Raw genomic sequence first — 14,387 nt, 5'->3', positions numbered from 1 at the left:
CGCATCTCTCTGTCATTAAAGTAGTGCACGATTAGATAGCAAGCAACTAAACGTGTATTCTCGTTTTCTTATCGCCCCGTTGTACCCACCTCCAAGGAGTTTTTCCATGTCGATCGAAAAAGTGCTGTACCGCGCAACTGCTCAAGCAACCGGTGGCCGCGAAGGCCGTGCCGTCTCGTCGGACAAGGTGTTGGATGTCAAGCTCACCACCCCGCGTGAACTCGGCGGTGCCGGCAACGAAGGCACGAACCCGGAACAGCTGTTCGCGGCAGGTTATTCGGCTTGCTTCCTGGGCGCGCTGAAGTTCGTCGCCTCGAAAGAAAAAGTCGCCCTGCCGGCTGACGTCAGCGTCGAAGGCACCGTTGGCATCGGCCAGATCCCGACCGGTTTCGGCATCGAAGCCGCGCTCACGATCTCGCTGCCCGGCCTGGAAAAGAGCGTTGCCGACGACCTGGTGCAGAAAGCGCACATCGTCTGCCCATACTCGAACGCCACGCGCGGCAACATCGACGTCACGCTGAACGTGGTGGTGTAAGGCGTTTCAGGCACTAGGTAGTACGCAGGTGCAATAAGCAAGTAGCAGGTCAGGCCCCAGGTTCGGTGGCCCGGCCGCGACGCTCCCCTCCGAGGCGTTGCGGTCGGTCACGGTGAGCTTCGCGCGGCCGACTTGCAGCACGACCCGTCGGGGCGGCCAGAGATGGCCGCCCCGACGGGCGTCTGGCGACAGCATTGTCCGGTCACGATGCAAGGGCCTGGACGTCACCGCGACGCCCGAACGCCCCTGCTGCCATGACGGGGATCAAGCCTCGCGGCAAGCGGCGCGGGTAGACTCCTCCGATTGACTCGGAGGAATTGCGCATGAACGTGGATGTCGCCATTGTCGGTGCCGGCCCGACCGGCTTGTGCCTGGCCCGCTCGCTGGCGAACAGCGGTCTGTCGCTGTTGTTGATCGACAAGCAGCCGCATGACGCGATTGCCGACCCGGCCTTCGACGGCCGCGAGATTGCGCTCACCCACGCGTCGCAAGACATTCTGGCCCGTCTGGGCATCTGGCAACGCATCGACGCCGACGAGATTTCACCGCTGCGCCATGCGCAGGTGATGAACGGTTCCAATCTGCCGGGCATGAAGATCGTGCCGGTGGGCAGCGATCCCACCCTGGGCGCGCTGGTGCCGAATCATTTGATCCGCCGCGCGGCCTACGCCGCCATCCAGGACCAGCCCGGCGTTGCGCTTCGCACGGGCGTGGGCCTGTCTTCGCTGCGTGTGGAGAACAGTGGCGTCACGTTGGCCTTGTCCGATGGCGAACGTGTGGATGCCCGCCTGATCATCGCTGCCGACAGCCGTTTTTCGGAAACCCGCCGCATGCTGGGCATCGGCGCGCAGATGCGCGACTTCGGCAAAAGCATGATGGTGTGCCGCATGGCACACGAGCTGCCGCATGAACACACAGCGTGGGAATGGTTCGACTACGGTCAGACGCTGGCGTTGCTGCCGCTGAACGGCAATCGGTCGTCAGTGGTGTTGACGCTGCCGCCGCGTGACATGCAGCAGGTCATGCAATTGGAAGACGGCGATTTCGAGCGCGAGATTCAGCGTCGTTTCCAGGGCCGGTTAGGTGGCATGAAGGTGGCCGGCACCCGGCATGTGTATCCGCTGGTGGGCACCTACGCCCAGCGCATGGTGGGGCCACGCGCCGCGCTGATTGGGGATGCGGCAGTAGGCATGCACCCGGTGACCGCGCACGGTTTCAACTTCGGGCTGCAAAGCCAGCAACGCCTGGCCGATGCGCTGCTGAATGCGGTTCGACTGGGAGCCGACATTGCCGACCCCGGTTTGCTGAAACGTTATGAACGCGGCCATCGCCTGGCCACGCATCCGCTGTACTTGGCGACCAATCTGGTGGCCTCGCTGTATACCGATGACAGCCCACCGGCGCGTCTGTTGCGCGCGGCGGCATTGCAGGTGGCGGATCGCTTGGCACCGTTCAAGCGCGCGCTGGCGGCGCAGTTGAGCCATACGGTGACAAGCGGCGGGCGTTGAGTTCAGTGGCTGTGTGCGATGGCAGGCGGCTGTTGAGCAGCCTCGCCAACAAGACCATCACACGCCCTGCCCCACTCAAATCCCCATGTAGCGACCCGGCTTGTGGTTCATCGCGATCACCAGATTCAGCGCCACGGCACCGATGATCGATGCCAGTATCGCCATTGGGCTTACCACGAACAGCGCCGCAAACACCACGCAGATGTCCACGCACATCTGCAGCTTGCCGGCGGGGAAACCGAACTTGTCCTGCACATACAGCGCCACGATGTTCACGCCGCCCAGGCTGGCACGATGGCGGAACAGCACGATCGAACCCGTGCCGATCAGCAGGCCCCCGAAGATGGCGGTGTAGAAAGGCTCAGCACCGTTGAACTGCACAAACTTCGGATGCACCAAGGAAAACGCCGACACCAGCGCCACCGAGCAGAAGGTACGCAGCGCAAAATTCCAACCCATGCGTATCACCGCAAACGCGTAGAACGGCAGGTTGATCAGGAAGAATCCCACCCCGAACGGCAGCCCCGTGGCGTAGTGCAGCAGGAAGGCCATGCCTGCCGTGCTGCCCGTGACCAGTCCGGCCTGGCCGTACAAGGTGATGCCGAAGGACACGAACAGCGTGCCGATGACGATGGCAAACAGGTCTTCACGACGGCTGTGGCTGATCGACGGGGCGCGACGCCCGGCCTGCAAGGGGGCGGCGGCAGAGGCAGAAGAGGTCAAGGGGAGTTTCCGGTAGCGCGTCATGGGGACGCCAAAGTGGAACACATCAGGGCACGATTTGCGCGGGAAAACCCTTAGCAAGCTGACAGTAGAACAACAAACCCGCCTTCCCGACAAGCATCCGCCTGCTTCCCCTGCATCACCTAGGTACGCCCAGCCTCGAAATCGCGCGGATACCGTGGTGCGGGACGCGACAGGTCGCTCAAGGTGCGACGCGCCGTGGCCGGCAAGCGCCACCCCACTGCATGCAGATTGGCGCGCACCTGATCTGCGGTGCGCGCGCCGATGATCACGCTGGGTACCAGCGGATTGTCCAGCAGCCAGCGCAACGCGATTGGCGCGGGCGAATGACCCAGTTCGCCGGCCAGATCCATCAGCGCGGCAACGATCTGGTCACGCTCGGGAGTCAGGTAGTTCGCGCCGCGCCCGAACCGGTCATCGGCCTGGCGGGTACCCGGCACCACACCATCGATACCGTGATATTTGCCCGACAACACGCCACCAGCCAGCGGGGACCAAGGCACGACACCCAGCCCCTTCATCTGGCACACCGGCAGGATTTCTTCTTCCACATCGCGCACCAGCAGGCTGTATTGCGGCTGGTAGATCACGTAACGGCTCAGGTGATTCACCTGGCTGACCCAGATCGACTCAAGCAGCCGCCACGCCTCGAAATTGCTGGCCCCCAGGTAACGCACCTTGCCGTCACGTACCAGGGTGTCCAGGGCAGACAAGGTTTCTTCGGCAGGGGTACGCGGGTCTACGTGATGCACGTAGTACACGTCCAGGTAATCGGTCTGCAGCCGTCGCAGACTGTCTTCGACCGCGCGCAGAATATGCGCCCGCGACGCGCCGCCATCGTTGGGACCAGGCCCCACGCGGTTGCCGAACTTGGTGGCCAGCACCACATCGTGCCGACGCTCGCGCAAGATGTCGCCAATCAGCCGCTCGGACTCACCTGCGGTATAGGAGTTGGCCGTGTCGAAAAAATTGATGCCACCGTCCAGCGCCGCCGCGACGATCTCGCGCGCTGCGTCGCGATTGGCTTCGCGGCCAAAGTTCATGGTGCCCAGACAGAGTTCAGAAACTCTCAGGCCGCTGGTGCCGACGTAACGGTATTCCATGGTGCGTGTCCGGAAGGCTGTGTGCGGCAAAACCGCAACGAATTCGATGGTCAGTCAAGCGTAACAGCGCGGTGTGACGCGGCAAGAATTTTCAGTACCGCCACGGTACAGAGTGGGGGATGACCCCAGGTCCGGAACGTGCTGTCAGTCAGCAAAATCGCCACGAATAGGCTGCCAAACGACGGGTACACCTGCCGCTCGTCATGTTGAATCCGGGTCATATTGCATTGCTGAAAAACGTACCGCATCATGGGCGTTCATCGCCATCAAGGGGCGCGCCATGACTACCTTGCCTACCCACAGCGCATTCGCCGACGACCGACGCATTGCGCACGGTTCTCTGTCCGATGTTGCGCTGCATGTCGGTGCTGCCCTCACCAGCGGCGAGACCGGCATCCTGATCTTCGACAACACCACTGGCGAACAGATCGATCTGGATCTGCGCGGCTCGCCCGACGACATCGTGGCGCGGCTGGCACTCAGCCATCCACAACCCGCACCTGTACCCGAAGCCCCCGCGCCGGCCCCCGCTGCACCGCGCGGCCCGGGCCGCCCCAAGCTGGGTGTGGTCGCCCGCGAGATCACATTGTTGCCACGCCACTGGGCCTGGCTGGCCGAACAACCGGGCGGTGCGTCAGTCACGCTGCGCAAGCTGGTCGACGCGGCCCGCCAGACCAATGCTGCACGCGACGCCATCCGTCAGGCACAAGATGCGGCCTGCCACTTCATGACCACGATGGCCGGCAACCGACCGCGTTTTGAAGATGCGCTGCGCGCCTTGTACGCCAGCGACGCAACGGGCTTCGACACCTTGACCGAGGACTGGCCCAGCGATGTGCGACAACACGCGCGCTGGCTGGCGGAACCGGCTTTGTCAAAACCGGTGACAGAATCGCCAGCAGCCTGATGCAGCAAGGGTAGCGGCGGATCGAGCCACTGCGCGGAACCTTTTCGCGCATTCCGTGTCACCGGCAGGTCATGTCGGGTGCAGACAATGCGGCCTCTCTCTGGAGGTCCCTGTGACACGACGCACCCACCGAACCCTGGCCGTCACGGCCGCCACCCTGCTGTTGGCCACGCTTTCCGCTTGCGGCGGCGATGGCGATGACGATCAACCCGTCACGCCGCCCGCGCCCCCCGCTACCTTGGAAGGTGCCACGCTCGATGTAGCCGTGCTGGAAACCACCGACCTGCACGCCAATGTCGTTGGCTACGACTACTACAAGCTGGCCGAAGACAAGAGCTACGGGCTGGACCGCACCGCCACGCTGATCGCCACGGCACGCCAGCAGAATCAGAACACCTTGCTGTTCGACAACGGTGACACGATTCAAGGCACGGCCCTGTCGGACTACCAGGCGCTGATCGCACCCACGTCGTGTTCCGAGATGCCCGCGATCTACCGCCAGATGGACACGCTGGGCTATGACGCCGGCACCATGGGCAACCACGAATTCAACTACGGCCTGCCCTACCTGTCGCAGATCACCAATACTGATTTCGGCCTGGCAGGCATCACCAAGGGCACCGCGCAGACCAACCCGACGCAGGCCAAGACCTGCGCAGCGCCGCGCTTCCCGTTCGTGTCGGCCAACGTGGTGTCGGCCGCCAGCAAGAACCCGATCTTCCAACCCTGGCGCATCGTTGAAAAGACCTTCCAGGGCAAAGATGCCAGCGGCAAGGCCATCGAGGTCAAGTTCAAGGTCGGTGTGATCGGCTTTGCGCCGCCGCCCATCATGCAGTGGGACAAGGCCAACCTGGACGGCCACGTGGAAGTCACGGGCTGGAAGGAAACCGCTCAACGTTACGTACCCGCCATCAAGGCAGCAGGCGCCGACATTGTGGTGGCGCTTGCGCACGGCGGCATCGACATGAATACGCCGTACACCCCGCTGATGGAAAACGGATCGGGTTACCTGAGCGAAGTGCCGGGTATCGACGTGATCCTGACCGGCCACCAACACTTGCTGTTCCCCGACACCAGCGCCACGTCTACCTTCCGTGGTCAGCCTGGCGTCGATCCGGTCAAGGGCACCATCAACGGCGTACCCGCCGTGCAGCCGGGCCAGTGGGGCAACAACCTGGGCATCGTCAAGCTGGCGCTGAGCTACCAAGGCGGCTGGAAGATCCGCAAAGATGCAACCGCCGTGTCGCGCGCCACCAGCCTGCTGACCGCCGCACAAGGCACGACGCCGGCTACCTACGTGGCACCGCAGACATCCTTGCAACAGCTGGTGCAGTCGGCGCACGAAGCCACCATTGCCTATGTGAAAACGCCCATCGGTCGTGCAAGTTTCGATCTGTCGACCTACTTCGCACTGGCCGGTGACGTGTCTGCGCTGCAGATCGTCAACATGGCGCAGATCGACTACCTGAAGACCTTCATCGCCAAGAACAACCCGACCTACGCGAACCTGCCGATTCTGTCGGCCGCCGCCCCGTTCAAGGGTGGCCGCAATGGCCCGGGCGACTTCACCTACGTGAAACAAGGTGATGTGGCGATCAACAACGCTGCCGACCTGTACCTGTACCCGAACACGCTGCAAGTCGTGCGTGTCAGCGGTGACATCGTGCGCCAGTGGCTGGAAAAATCGGCCGAGCAGTTCAAGCAGATCAACCCGGCGACAACCGCTTCGCAAGACCTGATCGACACGGTGTTCCCGACCTTCAACTTCGACGTGCTGTACGCCGAGAACAACGCGCTGAAGTATGAAATCGACATCACCAAGCCGATTGGTTCGCGCATCACCACGCTGACTTATCAAGGCCGGGCGCTCGATCTGACCCAGCAATTCCTGGTGGTCACCAACAACTACCGTGCAAGCGGTGGCGGCAACTTCCCGGGACTGGTCGGTGGCAAGGGCGACATCGTGTTGCAGGCACCTGACGCCAGCCGCGATGTGCTGATTGCGTACATCAAGCAGGCCAAGGATCTGGACCTGCCGCGCTTCGGTCTGGACCGCAGCTGGCGCTTTGCCAAGGTGACGACGGCCGGCCCGGTGGTGTTCCGATCGGTGCCCGACAGCCTGCCGATGGCGGTGGCGCATGGCGTGGACAACGTGTCGGTACAAAGCACGGACAAGGACCCGGTGACGCAGTTGTCGAGCTATCGGGTGGATCTGAGCAAGTGAGTGTGAAGGATCATTGCGCGGGATGAATGCCGGGGTAGATCTTTAACTCGATCCACTTGGGAAATTCCCGCGCGATGATGCAGCGATGCATAAAAAAACGGCACCAGCAGAAATGCGGGTGCCGTTTTTCATGTGCCGGTTCTTTGCGTGCTGCCTATGTGCTTCAACCCGTCAGCCACTGCGTCACCGCATGCAGCAGCAAGCCCACCCCGCCACCCACCAGCGTGCCGTTGATGCGGATGAACTGCAGATCACGACCAATATTCAGTTCAAGTTTTTCGACGATCTCGGATTCGTTCCATTCCCGCACCTTCTCGGCAATGAAGCGCGCCAGACGCGGGCGCAGGCTGTCCAACAGGCCGGGCACATGCGTGGCAAGTTCATCGTCGATCCAGGCTTTCATACGATCATCTGCCGCCAGCGCACGGCCCACACGCTGAATCACCACTGACACATGCGGTACGGTGCTCGGGTCTTGTGCCGCCTTGCCCATCCACTCGCGCAGGTCGGCCCAGACCCGCGCCAGATAACGCGCCACGGCAGGGTCGGTAGCCAGACCGGCTTTCCACTGCTCGACCTGCTCACGCAGGCTGTCATCGGCGCGCAGCCGTTCCACCATCTTCGCCAAGCCTTCGTCCAGCGTGGCACGCAGCGGGTGCGCGGGGTCTTTGTCGATCTCGGTCAGGATGGAGGCCACCACTTCCAACACCCGCGACACCACCTTCTCGGCACCGTACTTTTTCAGTGTCTGGAAATACAGCGGAATGTGTTCCTGCGCGCGCGCCTCGATGTTCTCGCGCACTTCCGGCTCGTTCAGGAAAGCGGCAGCACGCGCCAGCAGGCGGTCCAGCAATTCCTGATGACGGCCGTTGCGGGTCAGCAGGTCCAGCACCTCGCCGATCAGCGTGGCCAGGTCCAGCCGCCGCACCAGATCACCCGCCACGTTCTGCAGCCAGCGCTGCACGGCTTTCTCGTTGAGCGCCGTCAGGGCGTACCCCGCCATCTGGAGCGCGGCAGATGCCAGCCGATCGGCCTGCGAGGGGGTCGACAACAAAATGGCCAGTCGCCGGCCCGGATGCAGGTCGCGCAGGGCCTTCAACACCCGCTCGGTGGCAAAGAATTCACCCTGCACGAACTGGCCCAGGTTGTCGGCAATACGGTTCTTGTTCTTCGGAATGATTGCCGTGTGCGGAATGAAACGCATGCCCAAGGGATGCCGGAACAAAGCCACCACCGCGAACCAGTCAGCCAAGGCACCGATCATGGCGGCTTCCGCAAACGCGGCCACGTAGTCCCACGCCCCATGATGCGCACGTAGCGACACCGCCAGCACGTACAACAGCGCCACCGCAATCAACAAGCCAGTGGCGATCACCTGCATGCGACGCAGCGCGCGACGGCGGGTGTCATCGTAGTCAATGGCAGACGGCGTGGTGGGGGGCATGGGCGGCACTCGGTCAAGCGATAGCCAATTGTGCCGGGATTATTCCGCGCCATGCTGATTGAAAGTGCAGCAGGTGCGACGCGATGTACACGCTTCCCACATCCGAAACGCGCGTGCGAACGTAGATGCAGAGCACCCATTTTTTTCGAAAAGCCAACAGATCAGGCACCTCGGCATGGGACTTGCGCCCTGGCCCGCGCGCACACGTCATACTGTCAGCGCGCCAAGACGTCGACCCTTACCCACGCAGCAGCTCGAACCCTCGTCGCGACGCCGGAATCCTTGACATGCCAACCACCATCTTCGATCAGCCCTTCCAGCCGCTTTCCTGCGACGGATGCCGCGACCCGTCGCAGTTGCCTTTCGACTTCACCATGGCGTTTCAGCCCATTGTGGACGTCGAAACCGGCCGCCCGTTTGCGTACGAGGCCCTGGTACGTGGGCTGGCAGGCGAGTCTGCTGCCAGCATCCTGGGACAAGTCAACGACACCAACCGTTACCGCTTCGACCAGGCGTGCCGCGTGCGCGCCATCGACCAGGCCGCCGAGCTTGGCTTGAGTTCGTTGCCGAATTGCCGTCTGAGCATCAACTTCCTGCCCAATGCGGTCTACCGCGCCGAGACCTGTATTCGCGCCACCATGCAGGCCGCGAAACGGGCCGAGCTGGATCACGGCAGACTGATGTTCGAAGTGACCGAAGGCGAACAGGTGCGCAACCCGGCCCACCTGATGTCGATCTTTGCGGAATATCGCCGCCAGGGGCTGATCACCGCCATCGATGACTTCGGTGCGGGCTATGCCGGCTTGACGCTGCTGGCTCGCTTCCAGCCGCACGTCATCAAACTGGACATGGAATTCACCCGCGACATCGACCAGCGCCCGGTGCAACAGGCCATTGTCAGTGGCGTGGTGCTGATCTGCCGACGCCTTGGCATCACAACGATTGCCGAGGGGGTAGAAACGGCGGAAGAATCGGCCTGCATGACATCGCTGGGCGTGCGTTATCAGCAGGGGTATTACTTTGCGCGGCCCATGATCGGCGAATTGCCGTTGGCGTGAATGCAGCGGCATGAAGACGGTGACGTGCGTGCGGCGGCACATGTTCGGGGACACATGTTCGGGGACACATGTTCGATGACACACGTGCGGGGACACGACTGTGTTCGCCCGGCAGACAGTCAAGGTAATACACCATGGATAAACCTCAGTCGGTCATCCTGACCGGATCGATCCCCCGCGCCTTGCTGCACTTGGCCGTACCCATCATTCTGGCCAACATCCTGCAGACCGGGTATCAGTTGACCGATGCCTTCTGGGTCGGCCGCCTGGGCGCATCGGCCGTCGCCGCCATTTCCGTCAGCTTCCCCGTCACCTTCCTGGTGATCGCCCTTGGCTCCGGCCTGGCCATGGCAGGTGCCACCTTGTCGTCCCAATACATGGGCGCAGGCCGGCAAGACATGGTGAACCACGTCGCCGCGCAGACCATGCTGATGGTGGTCGTGACCTCCGTATTGCTGGGTGCGCTGGGCTATGTGCTGGCCCCTTACCTGCTGTCCTTGCTGGGCGTGGCCCCCGAGGTCTACACCAACGCACTGGGCTTCATGCGCGTGTCCTTCGTGGGCGTGATCTTCGTCTTCACCTACGCCATGTTCCAGGCGCTGATGCGCGGCGTGGGCCAGACCCGCGTGCCGCTCATCATCGTGGCCGCCACCGTGCTGCTGAACTTCGTGCTCGACCCGCTATTCATCTTCGGCTGGGGACCAATCCCCGGCTTCGGCGTCATGGGTGCGGCCTTCGCCACCCTGATCACCCAGGCACTGGCCGCTGTCGCCGGCATCGTCATCTTCCTGCGCGGCCGACACGGCATCCAGCTGACCTGGCGCGGGTTCATGCCCGACCCAACCTACCTGCGCCGCGCGTTCTTCCTGGGTATCCCCGGCTCACTGGAGCTGTCCACGCGGGCACTGGGACTGATGATCATGTCCTTCCTGGTGGCCAGCTTCGGCACCTTGACCATCGCCGCCTACGGCGTGGGCTCGAACATTCTGCAGATCGTCACCGTCCCGGTCATGGGCCTGTCGATGGCCGTGTCCACCTTGGTCGGCCAGAACATTGGCGCAGGCCAGGTCGAACGTGCCGCAAAAGCAGCCAGCCTGGGTGCAGTCGTAGGCTTCCTGCTGCTTAGTTTGATGGGCGCAATCGCCTGGTTGCTGGCCCCGACCCTGATCGCCTTCTTCATCCCCGACGACGCCGACGTCATCCGCGAAGGCGCGCATTTCCTGCGCATCATGTGCCTGGCCTGGGGCGGCATCGGTGTGCAGCTGTGCATCGTTTCCGCGTTCCGCGCGTCCGGCAACATGCTGATGGCCATGGTCATTGCCATGGTGTCGCAGTGGATGATCCAGTTCCCGCTGGCCTACGTGCTGGCCAAGCACACCACGCTGGGCGCAGATGGCCTGTGGTGGTCGTTCCCGATCACCAACGTGGTGGTGGCGCTGGTGTCGGTGTGCTGGTTTGCGCGGGGAAGCTGGAAGACGAAACGGCTGACGGAGGATGACCACCAGATTGCGAAGATCGCGGATCACGCGATGGTGGAGGAAGGGGCGCGGTGAAAACGGCGGTTGGTCGACGGGCAATCTGACCTGGATAAAAAGGGATCAAACCGGGTGCCTGGTTTTGCAAGATGGACTTAAGGTGCTGCACACGGCGTTCGAGAGCGCCACGCCAGCACACGACAAGTTGTCACTTGACAACCAGATCGCCTTATTTCTACTCTAAGCACTGATTTGCAAAGCATGGTCAGGCCTACCCATCCCAAGAAAGAGGTCGAAGCCGCGATCAAGCATGCGGAAACCCACGGCTGGCGCGTCCAGATCGGTGGTTCCCATGCTTGGGGCAAGCTGTATTGCCCCTATAACGACGAAGAATGCCGCTGCGGTGAGTTTTGCATTGCCTGTATCTGGAGCACCCCGAAAAATCCGGGCAACCACGCCAGATCGATAAGGCGCGTGGTGGATAACTGTGCGGCTCACAAACTGCAGCGTCAGCTTGCAGGCGATGGCCTGTCCAAGGAATAACCGTGGAATACACCTTCACGCTCAAATATCAGTTGTCGCCTCAAGACTGCAATCCAGATGAGATCGTGGAACGGCTGGGTGCCGAGGGCTGTGACGACGCGCTTATCGGCATAGGCCAGCCTGGACGCATTGCGTTGGACTTTGCGCGTGATGCGCAAACTGCCAAAGACGCGTTGCTCAGTGCGCTGGCAGACATTAGACGCGCGGTGCCATCTGCGAAGTTGATTGAAGCGTCACCCGACTTTGTCGGACTGACGGACGTGGCAGAGATCGTCGGCGTGTCGCGTCAGAACATGCGCAAATTGATGGTCACGCATGCGACAAGCTTTCCTGCACCGGTGCACGAAGGCAGCTCGGCGGTATGGCATTTGGCCGATGTGTTGTCGTGGCTACAGGCAAAGGGAGGCTATCTGCTGACGCCTGCCATCGTGGAGATTGCTGCCACCACCATGCAGATCAACTTGGCCAAGGAAGCGCGTCAGATGGCACCGAAGGTGCAGCGCGAAATTCGGGCTTTGGTAGCGTGAGTGTGGATAAGAGCAACGGACTTTTAATCCGCTGCTCTTATCGTTGCTGAAGATCAGCGATCTGATCCTGCAAACTCAGCCGACAACAGCCGCTGTCTTCGCGCGCGCCACGTGCAATTTCTTGTAGCTGTCGATCAGACGCGCGTGGCGGTCCAGACCTTCCAGCTTCATGCTGGTGGGGGTCAGGCCGAAGAAGCGCACGCTGCCGTCCAGTGAACCCAGCACCGCATCCATGCGCGGGTTGCCGAACATGCGGCGGAAGTTGGTGACGTAGTCGTCCATCTCCAGCTCGTCGTCCAGCAGGACTTCCAGCGCGGCGCTCATGGCTTGATAGAACAAGCCGCGCTCCACCGTGTTGTCGTTGTATTGCAGGAAGGCCTCGACCAGCTCCTGCGCGGCATCGAACTGCTTCAAGGCCAGGTTGATCAGCAGGCGCAGTTCCAGCACCGTCAGCTGGCCCCAGTCGGTGTTCTCGTCGAACTCGATGCCGATCAGGGTGGCGATGTCCAGGTAGTCGTCCAGCTCATTGTTTTCCAGACGATCCAGCAAGGCTGCCAGTGCGTCGTCGTCCAGGCGATGCAGGTTCAATACATCGGTGCGGAACAGCAGTGCCTTGTTGGTGTTGTCCCAGACCAAGTCTTCGACCGGGTAGACCTCGGAATAGCCCGGCACCAGAATCCGGCAAGCGGTGGCACCCAGGTGTTCGTAGACGGCCACGTACACCTCTTTGCCCATCCCTTCCAGAATACCGAAGAGCGTTGCGGCTTCTTCGGCGTTGGCGTTGTCGCCTTTGCTGGTGAAGTCCCATTCCACGAATTCGTGGTCGGCGCGGGCGCTGAAGAAGCGCCAGGACACGATGCCGCTGGAATCGATGAAGTGTTCAACGAAGTTGTTCTCGTCCGTCACCACATCGCTGGCAAACGTGGGCCGGGGAAGATCGTTCAGACCTTCGAAGCTGCGGCCTTGCAGCAGTTCGGTCAGGCTGCGTTCCAGCGCCACTTCCAGGCTGGGGTGCGCGCCGAAGGACGCGAACACGCCGCCCGTGCGCGGGTTCATCAAGGTCACGCACATCACGGGGTACTGGCCGCCCAGCGATGCATCCTTCACCAGCACCGGGAAGCCCTGCTCTTCCAGCGCCTTGATGCCCGCCACAATGCCGGGGTACTTCGCCAGCACGTCTTGCGGCACGTCGGGCAGCGCGATTTCGCCTTCCAGGATTTCCCGTTTGACCGCGCGCTCAAAAATTTCCGACAAGCACTGCACCTGCGCTTCGGCCAGCGTATTGCCTGCGCTCATGCCGTTGCTGACGTACAGGTTCTCGATCAGGTTGGACGGGAAGTAAACCGTTTCGCCATCCGACTGACGCACATACGGCAGCGAGCAGATGCCGCGCGCAGCATTGCCGGAATTGGTGTCGATCAGGTGCGACGCGCGCAGTTCACCTTCGGGGTCGTAAATCTCGCGGGTGTATTCATCCAGAATTTCTTTCGGCAGCGCGTCCTTCCGGCCCGGCTTGAACCAACGCTCGTCCGGGTAGTGGACGAATTCTGCATTCGCAATATCTTCGCCCCAGAAGCTGCCGGCGTAGAAGTGATTGGCGTTGATCCGCTCGATGTATTCGCCCAAGGCCGACGCCAAGGCGCTTTCCTTGGTAGAGCCCTTGCCGTTGGTGAAGCACATGGGCGAATGCGCATCGCGGATATGCAGCGACCAGACGTTCGGCACCAGATTGCGCCAAGACGCGATTTCAATCTTGATGCCCAGGTCGGCCAACATGGCCGACATGTTGGCGATGGTCTGCTCAAGCGGCAGGTCCTTGCCGGGGATGAAAGTCTTGGCGTTGGCATCCGGGTTCAGCGTCAGCAAAGCCTGCGCGTCGGCATCCAGATTCTCGACTTCTTCGATCACGAATTCCGGGCCAGCCTGCACCACCTTTTTGACCGTGCAACGGTCGATGGAACGCAGGATACCTTCGCGGTCTTTGGCGGAAATATCGCCAGGCAATTCAACCTGGATTTTGAATATCTGCTGATATCGGTTTTCCGGATCAACGATATTGTTCTGCGACAGGCGGATATTTTCAGTTGGAATATCGCGGTTCACGCAGTACAACTTCACGAAGTACGCCGCGCACAAAGCCGACGACGCCAGGAAATAGTCGAATGGGCCCGGGGCAGAACCATCGCCCTTGTAACGGATGGGCTGGTCGGCAATTACCGTGAAGTCATCGAACTTGGCTTCGAGGCGAAGCTTGTCGAGAAAGTTGACCTTGATTTCCATCGCAGAATTCCAGAATAGTGCTCAAAATTTAGCCACTAT

12 protein-coding genes are annotated in these 14,387 nt (G+C 61.8%); 8 read left to right on the top strand and 4 right to left on the bottom strand.

The window, feature by feature from the left end; translation table 11 throughout:
* Positions 1-106: 106 nt before the first annotated feature.
* Both FXN63_RS01900 and ubiM read left to right on the top strand, forming a co-directional pair.
* A complete protein-coding gene (locus tag FXN63_RS01900) occupies positions 107-535 on the top strand; it encodes an organic hydroperoxide resistance protein (RefSeq protein ID WP_148812320.1) in 429 nt (142 codons plus the stop codon).
* A 323-nt stretch (positions 536-858) separates the two neighbouring features.
* The gene (gene ubiM, locus FXN63_RS01895) at positions 859-2,043 is read left to right on the top strand and encodes a 5-demethoxyubiquinol-8 5-hydroxylase UbiM (RefSeq protein WP_148812318.1); all 1,185 of its coding nucleotides are present in this window, start codon (positions 859-861) and stop codon (positions 2,041-2,043) included.
* Between the two features lie 75 nt (positions 2,044-2,118).
* Here ubiM and FXN63_RS01890 read toward each other — a convergent pair whose 3' ends face one another.
* Together FXN63_RS01890 and FXN63_RS01885 are read right to left on the bottom strand one after the other, a co-directional pair.
* Entirely contained in the window at positions 2,119-2,766 is a 648-nt protein-coding gene (locus FXN63_RS01890; RefSeq protein ID WP_425468641.1) for a YitT family protein, read from the bottom strand.
* A 143-nt stretch (positions 2,767-2,909) separates the two neighbouring features.
* Positions 2,910-3,890, bottom strand: coding sequence for an aldo/keto reductase (locus tag FXN63_RS01885; RefSeq protein ID WP_148812314.1), 981 nt, complete (start codon positions 3,888-3,890; stop codon positions 2,910-2,912).
* Positions 3,891-4,170: 280 nt separating this feature from the next.
* Between FXN63_RS01885 and FXN63_RS01880 the strand changes: the two genes are divergently transcribed.
* On the top strand, positions 4,171-4,797 hold the full coding sequence (locus tag FXN63_RS01880; RefSeq protein WP_148812312.1) for a DUF2239 family protein: 627 nt from the start codon (positions 4,171-4,173) through the stop codon (positions 4,795-4,797).
* 112 nt (positions 4,798-4,909) lie between these two features.
* Positions 4,910-7,021: a 5'-nucleotidase C-terminal domain-containing protein gene (locus FXN63_RS01875; protein WP_148812310.1), complete on the top strand. Its 2,112-nt coding sequence runs from the start codon at positions 4,910-4,912 to the stop codon at positions 7,019-7,021.
* 163 nt (positions 7,022-7,184) lie between these two features.
* Here FXN63_RS01875 and FXN63_RS01870 read toward each other — a convergent pair whose 3' ends face one another.
* Positions 7,185-8,465, bottom strand: coding sequence for a DUF445 domain-containing protein (locus tag FXN63_RS01870; protein ID WP_148812308.1), 1,281 nt, complete (start codon positions 8,463-8,465; stop codon positions 7,185-7,187).
* A gap of 287 nt (positions 8,466-8,752) precedes the next feature.
* On the opposite strand from FXN63_RS01870, the gene FXN63_RS01865 reads away from it, so the two are divergent.
* The 4 genes from FXN63_RS01865 to FXN63_RS01850 all read left to right on the top strand — a co-directional run bounded on the left by FXN63_RS01865 (position 8,753) and on the right by FXN63_RS01850 (position 12,068).
* Complete coding sequence (locus FXN63_RS01865; protein ID WP_148812306.1) at positions 8,753-9,523, top strand: EAL domain-containing protein; 771 nt, start codon at positions 8,753-8,755, stop codon at positions 9,521-9,523.
* A gap of 134 nt (positions 9,524-9,657) precedes the next feature.
* Complete coding sequence (locus FXN63_RS01860) at positions 9,658-11,076, top strand: MATE family efflux transporter (RefSeq protein ID WP_148812304.1); 1,419 nt, start codon at positions 9,658-9,660, stop codon at positions 11,074-11,076.
* 183 nt (positions 11,077-11,259) lie between these two features.
* Positions 11,260-11,541, top strand: coding sequence for a hypothetical protein (locus FXN63_RS01855; protein WP_148818827.1), 282 nt, complete (start codon positions 11,260-11,262; stop codon positions 11,539-11,541).
* A gap of 2 nt (positions 11,542-11,543) precedes the next feature.
* Complete coding sequence (locus FXN63_RS01850; RefSeq protein ID WP_148812302.1) at positions 11,544-12,068, top strand: helix-turn-helix transcriptional regulator; 525 nt, start codon at positions 11,544-11,546, stop codon at positions 12,066-12,068.
* Between the two features lie 75 nt (positions 12,069-12,143).
* Here the strand turns inward: FXN63_RS01850 and FXN63_RS01845 are convergent, their stop codons facing one another.
* The gene (locus FXN63_RS01845) at positions 12,144-14,348 is read right to left on the bottom strand and encodes an OsmC domain/YcaO domain-containing protein (protein WP_148812300.1); all 2,205 of its coding nucleotides are present in this window, start codon (positions 14,346-14,348) and stop codon (positions 12,144-12,146) included.
* Between the last annotated feature and the right edge of the window lie 39 nt (positions 14,349-14,387).

The sequence above is a fragment of the Pigmentiphaga aceris genome, assembly GCF_008119665.1.
GTDB lineage: Bacteria > Pseudomonadota > Gammaproteobacteria > Burkholderiales > Burkholderiaceae_B > Pigmentiphaga > Pigmentiphaga aceris.
The sequence above is the reverse complement of the archived record's forward strand: the minus strand, read 5'-3'. Positions and strand labels throughout refer to the sequence as shown.